The sequence below is a fragment of the Micromonospora sp. BQ11 genome, assembly GCF_052068135.1.
Taxonomy (GTDB): domain Bacteria; phylum Actinomycetota; class Actinomycetes; order Mycobacteriales; family Micromonosporaceae; genus Micromonospora.
The window spans coordinates 275,663-289,523 of the sequence record NZ_JBQHDB010000005.1 but is presented as its reverse complement, the minus strand read 5'-3'; the positions used below and the strand labels follow the sequence as shown (position 1 = coordinate 289,523).

General features: G+C 73.1%; 16 protein-coding genes. 7 read left to right on the top strand and 9 right to left on the bottom strand.

The window, feature by feature from the left end:
- Positions 1-5: 5 nt before the first annotated feature.
- Positions 6-428 carry an XRE family transcriptional regulator gene (locus ACTMSW_RS13435; RefSeq protein WP_441180916.1) on the bottom strand — a complete coding sequence of 141 codons (423 nt, stop codon included), beginning with the start codon at positions 426-428 and terminating at the stop codon, positions 6-8.
- Between the two features lie 75 nt (positions 429-503).
- Between ACTMSW_RS13435 and ACTMSW_RS13430 the strand changes: the two genes are divergently transcribed.
- A complete protein-coding gene (locus tag ACTMSW_RS13430) occupies positions 504-1,292 on the top strand; it encodes an AfsR/SARP family transcriptional regulator (RefSeq protein WP_441180915.1) in 789 nt (262 codons plus the stop codon).
- On the opposite strand, the gene ACTMSW_RS13425 is transcribed toward ACTMSW_RS13430, so the two are convergent.
- Positions 1,261-1,452 (bottom strand): DUF5703 family protein, encoded by a 192-nt coding sequence (locus ACTMSW_RS13425; RefSeq protein ID WP_357037061.1) that lies wholly within the window; start codon positions 1,450-1,452, stop codon positions 1,261-1,263. The two genes, ACTMSW_RS13430 and ACTMSW_RS13425, sit on opposite strands and share 32 nt — an antisense overlap.
- A gap of 121 nt (positions 1,453-1,573) precedes the next feature.
- The gene (locus tag ACTMSW_RS13420; protein WP_441180914.1) at positions 1,574-2,545 is read right to left on the bottom strand and encodes an aldo/keto reductase; all 972 of its coding nucleotides are present in this window, start codon (positions 2,543-2,545) and stop codon (positions 1,574-1,576) included.
- 190 nt (positions 2,546-2,735) lie between these two features.
- Between ACTMSW_RS13420 and ACTMSW_RS13415 the strand changes: the two genes are divergently transcribed.
- The 6 genes from ACTMSW_RS13415 (at position 2,736) to mshC (ending at position 8,221) form a co-directional block, all read left to right on the top strand.
- Positions 2,736-3,788 carry an LLM class F420-dependent oxidoreductase gene (locus ACTMSW_RS13415; RefSeq protein WP_441180913.1) on the top strand — a complete coding sequence of 351 codons (1,053 nt, stop codon included), beginning with the start codon at positions 2,736-2,738 and terminating at the stop codon, positions 3,786-3,788.
- Positions 3,785-4,621: an undecaprenyl-diphosphate phosphatase gene (locus ACTMSW_RS13410; protein ID WP_441180912.1), complete on the top strand. Its 837-nt coding sequence runs from the start codon at positions 3,785-3,787 to the stop codon at positions 4,619-4,621. Before ACTMSW_RS13415 ends, ACTMSW_RS13410 begins: the two co-directional genes overlap by 4 nt.
- 34 nt (positions 4,622-4,655) lie before the next feature.
- Positions 4,656-5,366: a histidine phosphatase family protein gene (locus tag ACTMSW_RS13405; RefSeq protein ID WP_441180911.1), complete on the top strand. Its 711-nt coding sequence runs from the start codon at positions 4,656-4,658 to the stop codon at positions 5,364-5,366.
- 142 nt (positions 5,367-5,508) lie between these two features.
- Positions 5,509-6,099, top strand: a complete 591-nt coding sequence (locus tag ACTMSW_RS13400; RefSeq protein WP_441180910.1) for a DUF3090 domain-containing protein — start codon at positions 5,509-5,511, stop codon at positions 6,097-6,099.
- Positions 6,096-6,914 (top strand): SCO1664 family protein, encoded by an 819-nt coding sequence (locus ACTMSW_RS13395; protein WP_441180909.1) that lies wholly within the window; start codon positions 6,096-6,098, stop codon positions 6,912-6,914. The genes ACTMSW_RS13400 and ACTMSW_RS13395 overlap by 4 nt, the downstream gene beginning before the upstream one ends.
- A gap of 68 nt (positions 6,915-6,982) precedes the next feature.
- A complete protein-coding gene (gene mshC, locus ACTMSW_RS13390) occupies positions 6,983-8,221 on the top strand; it encodes a cysteine--1-D-myo-inosityl 2-amino-2-deoxy-alpha-D-glucopyranoside ligase (protein WP_441180908.1) in 1,239 nt (412 codons plus the stop codon).
- A gap of 120 nt (positions 8,222-8,341) precedes the next feature.
- On the opposite strand, the gene ACTMSW_RS13385 is transcribed toward mshC, so the two are convergent.
- From ACTMSW_RS13385 to ACTMSW_RS13360, 6 genes are all read right to left on the bottom strand, one after another.
- Positions 8,342-9,133 (bottom strand): GntR family transcriptional regulator, encoded by a 792-nt coding sequence (locus ACTMSW_RS13385; protein ID WP_441180907.1) that lies wholly within the window; start codon positions 9,131-9,133, stop codon positions 8,342-8,344.
- A gap of 133 nt (positions 9,134-9,266) precedes the next feature.
- Positions 9,267-10,139 carry an oxygenase MpaB family protein gene (locus ACTMSW_RS13380; protein WP_441180906.1) on the bottom strand — a complete coding sequence of 291 codons (873 nt, stop codon included), beginning with the start codon at positions 10,137-10,139 and terminating at the stop codon, positions 9,267-9,269.
- Positions 10,136-11,374 (bottom strand): MAB_1171c family putative transporter, encoded by a 1,239-nt coding sequence (locus ACTMSW_RS13375; RefSeq protein WP_441180905.1) that lies wholly within the window; start codon positions 11,372-11,374, stop codon positions 10,136-10,138. The genes ACTMSW_RS13380 and ACTMSW_RS13375 overlap by 4 nt, the downstream gene beginning before the upstream one ends.
- Positions 11,375-11,377: 3 nt before the next feature.
- Positions 11,378-11,869, bottom strand: a complete 492-nt coding sequence (locus ACTMSW_RS13370) for a hypothetical protein (RefSeq protein WP_441180904.1) — start codon at positions 11,867-11,869, stop codon at positions 11,378-11,380.
- A gap of 86 nt (positions 11,870-11,955) precedes the next feature.
- Positions 11,956-12,459, bottom strand: coding sequence for a hypothetical protein (locus ACTMSW_RS13365; protein ID WP_441180903.1), 504 nt, complete (start codon positions 12,457-12,459; stop codon positions 11,956-11,958).
- A gap of 286 nt (positions 12,460-12,745) precedes the next feature.
- Positions 12,746-13,615: a PAC2 family protein gene (locus ACTMSW_RS13360; protein WP_441180902.1), complete on the bottom strand. Its 870-nt coding sequence runs from the start codon at positions 13,613-13,615 to the stop codon at positions 12,746-12,748.
- Positions 13,616-13,861 lie beyond the last annotated feature (246 nt).

The window sequence follows — 13,861 nt, the reverse complement described above, 5'->3', positions numbered from 1 at the left end:
TGCTTCTACCGCGGTGGATCCCCGGTCAGGCTCTTGATGATGCGCAGGACCGCCAGCCGGTCCGGCCCGGACAGGGTGCTGCTCCGGCGCATGATCTCCCGGACGTCGGCGTCGCGCACGGCGGCGAGCAGCGCCAGTTGTTCGTCGATGTCCGCGGCCCGCTCGTCGGACAGGAAGTACGCGGGCGGCACGCCGAAGAAGGCGGCGAGCGCGTCGATCTGCTTCACCGTCGGGTTGTCACGGCTGCCGTTGCGCAACGCCCACAGGTACTGCGCGGAGATCTGCACCTCGCCCCGGGCGCTGACCGCCCGGGCGACCTCGGGGTTGCTGTAGGGCCGGTCCCGGCCGGCCGGCCGCACCACCTCGAACAGGTGGTTGAGCCGATCCGCGAGGGTGGAGCCACGGAACCGGTCCGGCGGATCGGCCATCGTCGGGTGACCTCCTCCGATAACGCTCCCACCCTAGCGCCTCAGCCCCACCCCACACACGCGGCAGGCGCGCCGGTGCCCCGGATCTGGGTGCTCGGACCGCTGGAGGTCGGCGGTCCGGCGGACCAGCGGGCCGTGCCGGTGCGACGCAAGCAACGGGAACTGCTGGCGCTGCTGCTGACCCGCGCCGGCAACGTGGTGAGTCCCGGCGAGATCATGGACAGCCTGTGGGGTGAGCACCCGCCCCCCTCGGCGCGGGCGAACCTGCACACCTACGTCTCCGGCCTGCGCCGGCTCCTCGGCGGCGCTGCGGCACGGGCCGGAGCCCGACCGGAGCGGGTCCGCCACGGGTACCGGCTGGACCTGTGCCCCGACGAGAGCGACGCGGTCCTGTTCGAGCGGCTGGCCCGGCAGGGACGCACCGCCCTGGTCGCCGAGCGGCCGGCGGAGGCGGTCGACCACCTCACGCGGGCCCTCGCGCTGTGGCGCGGGCCGGTGCTGGCCTGCCTCGACCGTCACGACTGGCTGGCGCCCACCGCCGCCCGGCTGGAGGAGACCCGCCTGGCCTCGATCGAGGACCATACGCAGGCACGGCTCGCGCTGGGCCACTACGCCGGTCTCACCGTCGAGCTGGCCGCCGCCACCAGGCAGTACCCGCTGCGCGAACGCCTGTGGGGACAGCTGATGGTCGCCCTGGACCAGAGCGGCCGGCGCCCCGAGGCGTTGCTCACCTACCGGCGCCTGCACGATCTGCTCGGCCGGGAACTGGGCGTACCACCCGGTCCAGCGGTGCGCACCCTCTACCAGCAGATCCTCACCGGCGGGTGCCCGATCAGTACGACAGGCCCGGCTGCGGCTGGTTGACCCGTCGACGGCGCAACATCACCTGCCGCGTACCGTCCCGGAACAGCCGCACCCGGGCCAACTCCCATCCGGAGAACTCCGCCTGGATCGCCAGCTGCACCGCGGCGGTCACCCGATCGACGTTCGGCGGCAACCGCAGCGGCGCGTACTCGTAGTCCATGGCTCCTATGCTGCCCAGCCCGACGGTCCACCGCCACCCCCCGCCGGGTGACCCGCGCCGCTCGCGCGGCGTCCCCGGGGCCCGGCGCGGTGGCCGGGACGCGGCACCGCACCCGCCACGGTCAGCCGTCGCGCTCCGGGTAGCCGACCGGCACGGCGGACACGTCGTCGAGGGCGGTGACGATCTCCTCCGGCAGGGTGATCCGCTCCACCTGGAGCGCGCCGAGCAGCTGGCCGACCGTCCGGGCACCCAGGATCGGCGCCACCACTCCCGGCCGGTCGCGGATCCAGGCCAGCGCCACCTCCAGCGGCGAGACCCCGAGGCCACCCGCAGCGGTGGCGACCGCCTCCACGATGCTGGAGCAGCGCGGCTCCAGGTACGTGGCGACGAACCGCTCGAAGTGCGGGGAGGCGGCCCGTGAGTCGGCGGGCCGGCCGTGGCGGTACTTGCCGGTGAGCACCCCGCGACCCAGCGGCGACCAGGGCAGCACGCCCAGGCCCAGCGCCTCGGAGGCGGGCAGCACCTCGCGCTCCACGCCCCGCTCCAGCAGCGAGTACTCCACCTGCACGGCCACCACCGGCGCCCGCCCCGGCCAGGCGGCCTGCCAGGCGGCGGCCCGGGCGGTCTGCCAGCCGGAGAAGTTCGACACACCGACGTAGCGGACCCGCCCGCTGCTCACCGCGTGGTCCAGCGCCGCCAGCGTCTCCTCCAGCGGGGTGTCCGGGTCGTACCCGTGCACCTGGAACAGGTCGACGTGGTCGGTGCCGAGACGGCGCAGCGAGGCGTCCAGGGTGCGCAGCAGGTGCCCCCGGGAGTTGTCCCGGCGCCGACCGTTGCCGGGTCGCAGGCCCGCCTTGGTGGCGATCAACAGGTCGTCCCGGGGCACCAGGGAGCCGAGCAGCGACCCGATCACCGACTCGGCGTCACCGTCGCCGTACACGTCGGCGGTGTCGATCAGGTTGCCGCCCGCGTCGAGGTAACTCTTGAGCTGGGCGGCCGCATCGTCGGCATCGGTGTCCCGGCCCCAGGTCATGGTGCCGAGCGCGAGCCGCGAAACCGCCAGCCCGCTTCGGCCGAGCGGTCGCTGTTGCATGGGTGAACCTTATTTCGAACGGGCGCGCACCGATATCCTCGCTCCTGTCGAGTCTGCTCCCCGACGCGCCGATCCGCGTGCCCGGGTCGCCGGGCGTCCGTGCCCCGTCCGAATCGGTGAGCCGGTGATCGGCTCCGCCAACGGTATTGCGTAACCTGGTGCGACCTGTGGTGCGGATGGGGGAGGACTAGTGCGACTCGGGCTCAGCCTCGGATACCAGACAGCGTGGAGCACGCCGGCCGATCACCTGGCGCTGGCGCAGGAGGCGGACCGCCTCGGCTACTCGGTGGTCTGGGCGGCGGAGGCGTACGGCTCCGACTCGCCCAGCATGCTCGCCTGGATGGCCGGCCAGACGTCCCGGATCGACCTGGGCAGCGCCGTGATGCAGATCCCCGCCCGGACCCCGGCGATGACCGCGATGACCGCGGCGACCATCGACGCGCTCTCCGGCGGCCGGTTCCGCCTGGGCCTCGGCGTGTCCGGCCCGCAGGTCTCCGAGGGCTGGCACGGCGTACGGTTCGGCAAGCCGCTGGCGCGGACCCGGGAGTTCGTGGACATCGTGAAGATGGCCGTGGCGCGCAAGGAGGTCGCCTACGACGGCGAGTTCTACACGCTGCCGCTGCCCGACGGCCCCGGCAAGGCGCTGCGGCTGGGCTTCCACCCGCCGCGCGAGGAGATCCCGATCTACCTGGCCGCGGTCGGCCCGAAGAACCTGGAGCTGGCCGGCGAGATCGCCGACGGCTGGCTGGCCGTCTTCTACGCGCCCGAGTTCGCCGACGAGCAGCTCGCCGCGGTGCGGGCCGGTCGGGCGAAGGCCGGCAAGGAGCTGGCCGGCTTCGACGTGGTTCCGTCGGTCCCGGTCGTCGTCGGCGACGACGTCGCCACCTGCGCCGAGCTGGTCCGCTGGTACGCCGCGCTCTACGTCGGCGGCATGGGCAGCCGCCAGCAGAACTTCTACAACCAGCTCGCCACCCGGATGGGCTACGGCGACGCGGCCCGCGAGGTGCAGGACCTGTACCTGGCCAAGCGGCAGCGTGACGCCGCCGCCGCGGTCCCGATGGAGTTCATCGACCGCACCTCGCTGCTCGGCCCGAAGGAGCGCATCGCCGAGCGGATGCGGGAGTACGCCGCCGCCGGTGTCACCACGCTGTCGGTGACGCTGTTCGCGGCGGACCGGGACAGCGGCGTGCAGACCCTGCGTACCGTCGCCGAGGCGCTGGACCTCTCGGGAGTCGGCGAGTGACCTGGGTCGAGGCCATCGTCCTGGGGATCGTCCAGGGGCTCACCGAGTTCCTGCCGGTCAGCTCGTCGGGACACCTGCGCATCACCTCGGCGATCTTCTTCGACCGGGACGCCGGTGCGTCGTTCACCGCCGTCACCCAGCTGGGCACCGAGGCGGCGGTGCTGATCTACTTCGCCAAGGACATCTGGCGGATCACCCGGACCTGGGTCGTCGGGATCTGGGACAGCTCGGTGCGGTCCAGCCTCGACTACCGGATGGCCTGGTACGTGATCATCGGCTCGATCCCGATCGGGCTGTTCGGCTTCCTCTTCAAGGACCAGATCCGTACCGCCGGCCGGAACCTGTGGCTGGTGGCCACCACCCTGATCGTCTTCGCGTTCGTGCTCGCGTTCGCCGAGTACTGGGGGCGGCAGACGCGCACCCTGGAGAACTTCCGGATGCGCGACGGCGTGGTGATGGGCTTCGCCCAGGCGATGGCGCTGATCCCGGGGGTGTCCCGCTCCGGCGGCACGCTCACCGCCGGCCTGCTGCTCAACCTGACCCGGGAGACGGCCGCCCGCTACTCGTTCCTGCTGGCCATCCCGGCGGTGGTGATGTCCGGGATCTTCAGCCTGGAGGACGTCTTCACCCCGGCCGCCGAGGGCACGTCGGTGCCGAGCGTCGCCCAGATGGTGGTCGCCACGGCCATCGCATTCGCCGTCGGGTACGCGGCCATCGCCTGGCTGCTGCGCTACGTCGCCCACCACACCCTGTACGTCTTCGTGCTGTACCGGGTGGCCCTGGGCACCCTGGTCCTCGCCCTCCTGATGACCGGAACCATCAGCGCCACCTGATCCGGTCGGCGCGGGAAGGATCTAGGGTGGGTCTGTGGCGACCCTTCTGCTCCTGCGACACGGCCGGACGACCGCGAACGCGGACGGCGGGCTCGCCGGCCGGCAACCCGTCGAGCTGGACGACACGGGTCGCGCCCAGGCCGCCGCGGTCGGCGAGCGGCTACGGGGGCTTCCCCTCGCGGCGGTGGTGACCAGCCCGCTGATCCGCTGCCGGCAGACCCTGGAGCTGGCGTTGCCCCAGGTCGCCCCGGTCGTCGAGGAGGGGCTGATCGAGTGCGGGTACGGCTCCTGGGAGGGGCAGCCGCTGAAGAAGCTCGCCAAGGAACCGCTGTGGCCCGTGGTGCAGCAGCACCCCAGCGCGGTGGTCTTCCCGGAGGGGGAGGCGATGGCCACGATGGCGGCCCGGGCCGTGGCGGCGGTCCGGTCCTGGGACGCGCGGGTCACCGCCGAGCACGGGCCCGAGGCGGTGTGGCTGGCGTGCAGCCACGGCGATGTGATCAAGGCCATCGTGGCGGACGCGCTCGGCGTACATCTCGATCTCTTCCAGCGCATCGTCGCCGACCCGGCGTCGGTCACGGCGATCCGGTACACGCCACTGCGTCCCTTCCTGGTCCGGCTGAACGACGTGGGCGGCGACCTCGCCGGGCTGGTGCCGCCGCAGCGCAAGCGGCGACGGCGCGCGGCCCGACCGGCGGCGGCCGACTCCGACGCCGCCGTCGGCGGCGGCGCGGGAGCGGCGCGATGACCGCGGGACCGGGTGCCGCGGTGCCGGTCACCCACCCCGCCACGCCCGGGAACCGTCACCCGTACGCCGGGCGCGGCGGCCCGGTGGTGATTCAGGTCGGTGGGGTGCGCGATCGCTCCGGGCGCCGGATAGGGTCGTGGGTATGACCCACCAGGTGCACGCCTTCGAGCCGCCGGAGCGGTTCGTCGCCGGGACCGTCGGGCCGCCGGGGGATCGCACGTTCTTCCTCCAAGCGCGCGGCGGAGGCCGGCTGGTCAGCGTCGCGCTGGAGAAGGTCCAGGTGTCGCTGCTGGCGGAGAAGCTGGAGGAGCTGCTCTCCGAGGCGCAGCGCCGGTTCGGTGTGCAACTGCCCGAGCCGGTGACCACCGTCGGAGACAACGACCCCCTGGACACGCCCGTCGACGAGGAGTTCCGGGTCGGCACGCTCGGGTTGGCCTTCGACGTGGACACCGCGACCGTGGTGATCGAGGCGATCGCCACCGGCGAGGCGGAGACCGAGGTCGAGCTCGGCGAGCCGGACGACGACGACGAGGACGAGGACGACGACGTCGACGTCGAGCCGGACGACGACCTCGACCGGCTCCGGGTGCGGCTGACCCCCGAGGCGACCCGCGAGTTCATCGAGCGGGCCAAGCGGGTGGTCAACGCCGGCCGTCCGCCCTGCCCGCTGTGCGGCCAACCGCTGGATCCCGCCGGGCACCTCTGCCCGCGGCACAACGGTTACCACCGGTGACCTCGTCCGGCCTCCAGCCCCGCCAGGACGGGACAGCCGCACTCCGGTTGCTCTCCGACGGTCAGCTCGACCTGGAGGGCCGGCTGGTCGACGCCTCCAACACCACGCTGCGCGGGATCCTGACGCTGGGCGGTGTCTCCGCCCGCTGCGTCTACAAGCCCGTTCGGGGTGAGCGTCCGCTCTGGGACTTCCCGGACGGCACCCTCGCCGGCCGGGAGGTCGCGGCGTACCTGGTCTCCCGGGCCACCGGCTGGGACCTGGTGCCGCCGACGGTGCTGCGCGACGGACCGTTCGGCCCCGGCTCGTGCCAGCTCTGGATCGACGAGCCCGCCGACGCCGAGCCGCTGGTCGGGTTCGTGCCGGCCGACGCGGTGCCACCGCGCTGGTTCCCCGTCGCGGCGGCCCGTGACGACGACGGCACCCCGTACGCTCTGGCGCACGCCGACGATCCCCGGCTGGCCCGTCTCGCGGTGCTCGACGCGGTGATCAACAACGCCGACCGCAAGGGCGGCCACGTGCTCGTCGGCCCGGACGACCGCATCTACGGCGTGGACCACGGCGTGAGTTTCCACGTCGAGGAGAAGCTGCGCACGGTGCTGTGGGGCTGGGCCGGTCGCCGGTTGCCCGACGACGCGGTGGAGATGCTGGACGCGCTCGCCGGCCAGGTGGCCGGCACGCTCGGCGAGGAGTTGGCCGAGCACCTGACCCTCGGCGAGATCGCGGAGCTGACCGGTCGCATCGACCGGCTGCGGGCCGCCGGCCGGTTCCCGCAACCGCCGCAGGACTGGCCGGCGATGCCCTGGCCGCCCATGTGAGCCGTCTGTCACGTTGATCACCCGTGGCCCGGCCCGACGCCGTTCCGACGGTGGCTAGGCTGGCAGGCATGGAGTCTTGGGTGGGGCACGAGGTGCCGCGGCTGCCCGGCCGGGGCGGGCCGCTGGCGTTGTACGACTCGGCACGGCAGGGTCTCCTGCCCAGCACGCCGGGCGGCGCGGCGAGCATGTACGTCTGTGGGATCACCCCGTACGACGCCACCCATCTGGGGCACGCCGCCACCATGATCACTTTCGACCTGGTGCAGCGGGTGTGGCGCGACGCGGGGCTGGACGTGCGGTACGTGCAGAACGTCACCGACATCGACGATCCGCTGCTGGAGCGGGCCGAGCGCGACGGTGAGGACTGGAAGGTCCTGGCCATGCGGGAGACCGCGCTGTTCCGCGAGGACATGGAGGCGCTGCGGATCATCCCGCCCGCGCACTACGTCGGCGCGGTCGAGTCGATCCCGGAGATCGCCGACAAGGTCCTGCTGCTGCTCAAGGACGGTGCCGCGTACCGCCTCGACGACGGCACCGGCGACATCTACTTCGACGTCTCCACCGCGCCCCGGTTCGGCTACGAGTCGAACCTGACCCGCGAGCAGATGCTGGAGATCTTCCCCGAGCGCGGTGGCGACCCCGACCGGGCCGGCAAGCGCGACCCGCTGGACCCGCTGCTGTGGCGGGGTGCCCGGCAGGGTGAGCCGTCCTGGCCGGGCGGGGAGCTGGGCGCCGGCCGCCCGGGCTGGCACATCGAGTGCGCGGCGATCGCGCTGAACCTGCTCGGTGACCGGATCGACGTGCAGGGCGGCGGCAACGACCTGCTCTTCCCGCACCACGAGTGCTCCGCGGCGCACGCCGAGCGCCTCACCGGCGCCGCGCCGTTCGCCGAGCACTACGTACACGCCGGCATGATCGGCCTGAACGGCGAGAAGATGTCCAAGTCCCGGGGCAACCTCGTCTTCGTGTCCCGGCTGCGCGCCGACCGGGTCGACCCGATGGCGGTGCGGCTGGCCCTCGTCAGCGGTCACTACCGCAGCGACCGGACCTGGACCGACGAGCTGCTGGTCGCCGCGCAGGAGCGGCTGGGCCGTTGGCGGCGGGCCGCCGCCGCGACCGCCGGGCCGTCCGGGGCCGACGTCCTGGCCGGCGTACGTGCGCGCCTCGCCGACGACCTGGACACCCCGGGCGCGATCGCCCTCGCCGACGCCTGGGCCGACGCGGCGCTGGCCGGCACCGGGACGGACCGGGACGCCCCGGGCCTGTTCGCCGATACCGTCGACGCCCTCCTCGGCATCCGCCTCTAGCGCCCCCACCCCACCCCGCCCCCCACCTTCGCGTCGCAGTTTCGGGGAAAGAGTGGCCATTCCCGTGCCGATGGCCACTCTTTCCGCGAAACTGCTCGCCGGGGATGGCGGGGATGGCGGTCAGCCCAGGACGAGTCCGGGGTCCGGGTCCGGTTCCTCCGCCGGGGCGGGGATCCGGTACTCCTCGGTCAACGTGGTGACGGGGCCGGGCCAGGTGGCCTGGGCGACCTCGATCGGCTTGTGGTGCCCGTCGTACGCGACGTGCAGCAGGTGCAGCACGGGCGTGTCGGGGCGGATCTGGAGGATCTCCGCCTCCTCCCGGCTGGGCTGGCGGGCGCTGATCGTGTCGGTGGCCGAGACGTACCGCCGCCCGGTCGCCTCCTCGGCCTCCTGGTAGAGCGGCCGGCCGAACGCCTCGGCCCGCTCCAGGGAGGTGCCGGCGGTGTCGGCCGGCAGGAACCAGGAGGCGCCCACCTCGACCGGGGAGTCCTCGGTGCGGACGAGGTGGCGCCGGCAGAGCAGCTCGGTGCCGTCGGGAACCCCGAACACGTCGGCCACCTCGGGCGGGGCGGGGGAGCGGCCGACGGAGACGAGCTGCTGGCGGTACCGGGCGGCCAGGTCGGTGTGGTAGCCGCGGAAACCGCCGTACCGGCCGCGGGAGAGGCGGTTGAGACGACGTCGGGTGCCCCGGACGTACGTACCGGAGCCGGGCTTGGTGATCAGGATGCCCTCGACCCGCAGCTGGTCGACGGCGCGCTGCACGGTCTGCTTCGCGACGCCGAACATCTCGGCGATGGCCGGGATGGACGGCAGCCGCTCGCCGGGGCCCCAGTCGCCGCGCCGAACCTGGGCCTTGAGCTGCGCGGCGATCTGCCGGTGCGGGAACTCGGCGGCCCCCGGGTTGATCTGCATACCCGCCTCCTCGATCGCAACTAGGTTCCTAGGATGCCGTAGACGGTGTGCGCGCGCTGACCGACACGCCGAAAAGGTCCACGGTGGACGTGAGCCGGGATCACCGGGAGAGTGTGAGCGCCGAACCGGTCGCTCAGGCGTCCGACCGCTCGGCCGGGGGTGCCGGCTGCGGGCCCAGCCGGCTGATGTCGTACCCGTCGGGGTAGGTCCTCGTCGTGATCCCGTCGGCGAACAGCGGGACGGCGGGGGGCCGGCCGAACCACCGTTGCAGGTGGGCGCGGGCACGCAGGCCCGCGTGCAGGCCGGCCCGCACCGGCCACGGAGGTGTCGGCACGCCGGTCGCCGCCCGCAGACGCGCGTCGTACATGGCGCTGACGAGTGCGTTGCCCAGTGGCGCGAGCGGGGCGGGGATCCGGGTCAGCATCAGCATGCGGGTGGCTCGTTCGATGGCGGTGGCGTCGGTGCTGGGCCGCAGGTGCTCCCGGTCGTACGCGTCGAACCACGCCGCGAACTCCTCGTAGGAGCCGGGAATGTCGGTGATCCCCATCCGTACGCCCAGTTCCCGGTAGAACCGCCAGGTGGCCCGCCGTTCGTGGCAGCACGGACGGCGCCAGCCGTAGCGCTCCAGCCAGCGGGTCGGGACCACCACCAGGCAGCCCAGGACGTAGAGGTAATCGTCGTTGGGGATGTCGTACGGGCGGTGGATCTGGTTGACGCGGCGCAGGGCGTCCCGTCCGCGCGGCTGGTCGAATCCGTTGAGGACCATCTCGTACATCAGCACGCCGGTGTCGTCGATGCGCTTCTGGGTGCGGTCGGTCAGCTCGCCGGTGGCCGTGTGGACCGCCGCGACCCGCGGGATCGAGAACGAGCGGTTGAAGGCGAGGTTGAGACCCAGCTTCATGTCCCACGGGAACTCGTACCGCAGCATGGTCTGGTAGATGGCCAGGTGGTCGCGGTCGGGGTCGAGCGTGCGGATCCGGGCGAGGTGGACGTGACGGTCCTTCATCGGTGGGTGTCTCCAACGGTGTCGGTCCGGGCGGTCGTCGCGGTCAGGTGCGCGGTCGCGTCGAGGGTGCCGGCGACCACCGGGCACCGGCGGTACGCGTCGGCGACGCGGGTGAGCCAGGCGATCTCGCCAGCGTAGCCGTGGCCCGGTCGGTGCAGTTCGTCGGCCGCCTGCGGGACGGCGGCGACCACCCCGGCACGGTGGGCGCGCAGCCCGGCCGACAGCTGGGCGGCCTCGACCGCGGCGAGTCGTTCGTCGCCGGTGAGGCCGGCGCGGTCGGCCAGTCGCTCGGCGACCGCGGCCACCCGGGCGTCCACATGGGGCCGCAGCGCCAGCCGGCCGTCGCGGATCTCGGCGACGCGGCGGGTGAGCGCGTAGTCGATGTCCCGTACCGCGCCGAGGGGCCGGCGCAGTGTCGGGTCCAGTTCGAGCTCGGGCAGGCGGGTGGTGAGGTCGCGCCACAGTGGACCGAGGCGGTGGTACGCGCGCAGGTCGTCCCAGCGCCGGGTGAGCGGCAGGACCGGGCCCCACGCCGGCATGGTCAGGCCGGCCATCATCAGCAGGGCGCTCACGGTCACCAGCACCGCGGCGATCTCCCGCTCGCCGGCCGGCCGCAGTCCGCCAGCGTACGCGACCAGGTAGAGGATCTTGTTGGTGCTGTAGAGCAGGGCCACGGCGGCGCCGACGGCGGTGGTCCGCAGGCCGCGCCGCAGCCACGGACGGCCGCAGATGCGCGCGAACCGCCAGCAGAGCCGCGAGATGTCGACGCAGTACGCGAAGAAGCCCGTCACCACGAAGATCAGCAGGTACGCCGTGACCGCCGGGTCGGTGGCGTACTCCACGGTCAGCCGTACCGGGCGGTCGCCGGTCAGGGTGTGGACGAACAGGGCGACCATCGCCGCGTACGCGCCCGCGGTGATCCACACCCAGCGGCGCGCGCGGGCGGCGGCCCGCTCGGCCGGCAGCGCGAGGTACAGCAGCATGTGCTCCGCGCTCGCGGCGATCGTCAGCGCGCAGCCGTGCGACAGCACCTTGGCGAGGTTCGGCAGGCCGGTGGCCGCGTCGAGGCCGGCGGCCAGCGGCGGGACGGCCAGGGTGATGCCCGTGGCGAAGGCGCCGAAGGCGACGCAGATCGCGCGGCGGGCCTGGCTCGGGCTCCGCCGCTGCAACCGGAGCAGGTAGCCGAAGCTGATCCAGCCGGCGCCGGCGCACAGGGCGTAGAGGAAGGTGTCCACGCGCTACCGGTCCGGGTGTTCCAGCGAGTGCCGCAGCCGGTCGTAGAGGGCGGCCGGGCCTCCGGCGCGCGGTGCGGCGTCCTGGTCGACGTGCTGCCCGGCGCGGGCCCGTCCCAGCAGGAGCGAGCCGATCATCTCCGCCTCGCGTTCCTCCTGGGCGTCGTAGTTGCCGCGACCGAGGAACCGCTGCACCAGCCGGGGGTCGAGGTCGGGCAGCAGCAGCCGGGAGGCGTCGGCGTCGAGCACCGCCGCCGGTCGGTGTCCGGCCAGGAGGTGGCCCACCTCGTGACCGATAATCAGCATCTGGTGCAGGGGTGAGGTGTCCTGCTCGTAGAAGATCGCGTCGAAGGCGCCGGTGGGGACGCACATGCCGCAGACGGTGTGCACGGGGAGGCTGATCGGCACCAGGTGGATCGGTCGTCCGCGGCGTTCACCGAGGACCCGGCACAGCTCGTGGACGTCGAACGGCTCGAGGACGCCCAGCCTCGCGACCATCCGTTCGCAGCGTTTGCGTAGTCGGTGCAGCGTCATCTCGGCGCCTCTCCGCTCGTCTGCATACTGCCATCGGAGGACGAGCACGGCTACCGGCGGTCGTCCCGGGGCCCGGTCGCGCCCTGGCCCAGCGCCCGCAGCCGGGCCACCATCTGCTCGACGAGCTGCGAGTCGGTGGGGGACAGTCCCGTGTCGGCGAGCACCTGGCGCAGCGCAACCTGTTTGACGTCCATGCGGCGCAGCTCGCCGAGCAGCGCGATCTGGTCCTGGATGCGCCGGGCGGCGGCGTCGTCCACGAAGTAGCCGGAGCTCACCCCGAAGGCGCGGGCGAGGGCCCGCACGTGGGAGGTGCGGGGGTCGCTGGCGACCCCCCGGCGCAGCTCGCCGATGTACGCGGCGCTGATGGACACGCCGGTCTCGTCCTGCACGGCGTTGATCCGGTCGGCGATCTCCCGGTTGGTGTACCGGCGTCCCGGCTCGTCGGACTCGGTGAGTTCGTCGGAAGTGGGACGGATGGTGTCGAACAGGTACTCCAGCCGGGCGGCGAGCGTGTCGAGGGGTGGCAGCTCGCGTGCGCTGTGGTCCTCAGCCATGGCTCTTCACCTCTCCGACGGTCCCGCTCAACGACAGTGTCGCAGGTGCGGACGGCCACGAAACACCCGTTGACACACACACGGAACGTGAGCGTATGCTCGCTGGTATGCGCGCAACGGGCGTTGAGCGGTGGCGGAAGTCGCTCAACGCCTGTTGCTCGGGCTGGTCTGGGCGGGGGGTCCGGATCAGCGGACGGGGAGGTCGTCGGTGGTGAGGGTCGGCCCCGGGAGGGGGGCAACGGGGAGGGCCCTCGCCGCCACGGCCGCCGGCCGCCGGCCGGTCAGCTCACCAGGAACCGGCGGTGGGACCGGCGGACCCGCCCCGACGGCGCAGGTACTTCTCGAACTCCTGGGCGATCTCGTCCCCGGTGAGCGGGGTGATACCCGCGTCGCCGACCCGCTCCTCCAGCTCGCGGACGTACTCGCCGAGCTCCGCGTCCTGCTCGGCGGCGCTGCGCACCCGTTGCTCCCACTCGGCGGCCTCCTCGGCCAGGTCGGCCATCGGCACCGGCAGGTCGAGCACCTCCTCGACGCGGTGCAGCAGGGCCAGCGTGGCCTTGGGGCAGGGCGGGTTGTTGGCGTAGTGCGGCACGTGCACCCAGAAGGAGACGGCGTCGACCTCGGCGCGGGTGCAGGCGTCCTGGAGCACCCCGACGATGCCGGTCGGACCGTCGTAGCGGGTGGGGGTGAGCTGGTAACGCGCCGCGGCCTCCGCGTCGGAGGCGCTGCCGCTGATCGGCAGGGGGCGCGTGTACGGCACGTCCGCCAGCAGGGCGCCCAGCAGCACGACCCGCTCGACCTCGAGGCTGTGGCAGATCTCCAGCACCTGCTCGCAGAAGGTGCGCCACCGCATGCTCGGCTCGATGCCGCGGATCAGCACCACGTCCCGCTCGGTGCCCTCCGGGCTGGCGACCATGAACCGGGTGGTGGGCCACTCTACGCGCCGGGTCTCGCCCTCGGCCATGGTGATGGTCGGCCGGCTGACCTGGAAGTCGTAGAAGTCCTCCGGGTCCAGTTCGGTGACCTCCCGGGCCTGCCACACCTGCTCCAGGTGCTCGACCGCCGCCGTGGACGCGTCGGCGGCGTCGTTCCACCCCTCGAACGCGGCGATGGCCACGGGAGACCGCAGCACCGGCAGTCCGTCGAACTCGGTCACGCCGTCACCTCGCTTCGCTCGGCGACGGCGCGACGCGCCTCGGTGCTGAGCCCGATGGTTCGCTCGACAAGCTCGCTCACACCGTCACCTCCGCCTGCTCGTCCTCGGACGGCACCGGGTCGTGCCCACCCGTCCGTCCGCCGGGCACGGTGGTGTCGCTGTAGTCCTTCACGTCCGCCAGCCTACGTGCCGGGGCCGGACGGGGCCCGCCGGCCGCGCCGGTCGTACGCCGTACCGGCCCGCGGC

Excerpts from the sequence above, each read along its gene's own strand:
- ACTMSW_RS13370 (WP_441180904.1), bottom strand. The coding sequence starts at position 11,869 with ATGGTCGCGAGGCTGGGCGTCCTCGAGCCGTTCGACGTCCACGAGCTG.
- mshC (WP_441180908.1), top strand. The coding sequence starts at position 6,983 with ATGGAGTCTTGGGTGGGGCACGAGGTGCCGCGGCTGCCCGGCCGGGGC.
- ACTMSW_RS13400 (WP_441180910.1), top strand. The coding sequence starts at position 5,509 with ATGACCCACCAGGTGCACGCCTTCGAGCCGCCGGAGCGGTTCGTCGCC.
- ACTMSW_RS13435 (WP_441180916.1), bottom strand. The coding sequence starts at position 428 with ATGGCCGATCCGCCGGACCGGTTCCGTGGCTCCACCCTCGCGGATCGG.
- ACTMSW_RS13385 (WP_441180907.1), bottom strand. The coding sequence starts at position 9,133 with ATGCAGATCAACCCGGGGGCCGCCGAGTTCCCGCACCGGCAGATCGCC.
- ACTMSW_RS13365 (WP_441180903.1), bottom strand. The coding sequence starts at position 12,459 with ATGGCTGAGGACCACAGCGCACGCGAGCTGCCACCCCTCGACACGCTC.
- ACTMSW_RS13420 (WP_441180914.1), bottom strand. The coding sequence starts at position 2,545 with ATGCAACAGCGACCGCTCGGCCGAAGCGGGCTGGCGGTTTCGCGGCTC.
- ACTMSW_RS13380 (WP_441180906.1), bottom strand. The coding sequence starts at position 10,139 with ATGAAGGACCGTCACGTCCACCTCGCCCGGATCCGCACGCTCGACCCC.
- ACTMSW_RS13425 (WP_357037061.1), bottom strand. The coding sequence starts at position 1,452 with ATGGACTACGAGTACGCGCCGCTGCGGTTGCCGCCGAACGTCGATCGG.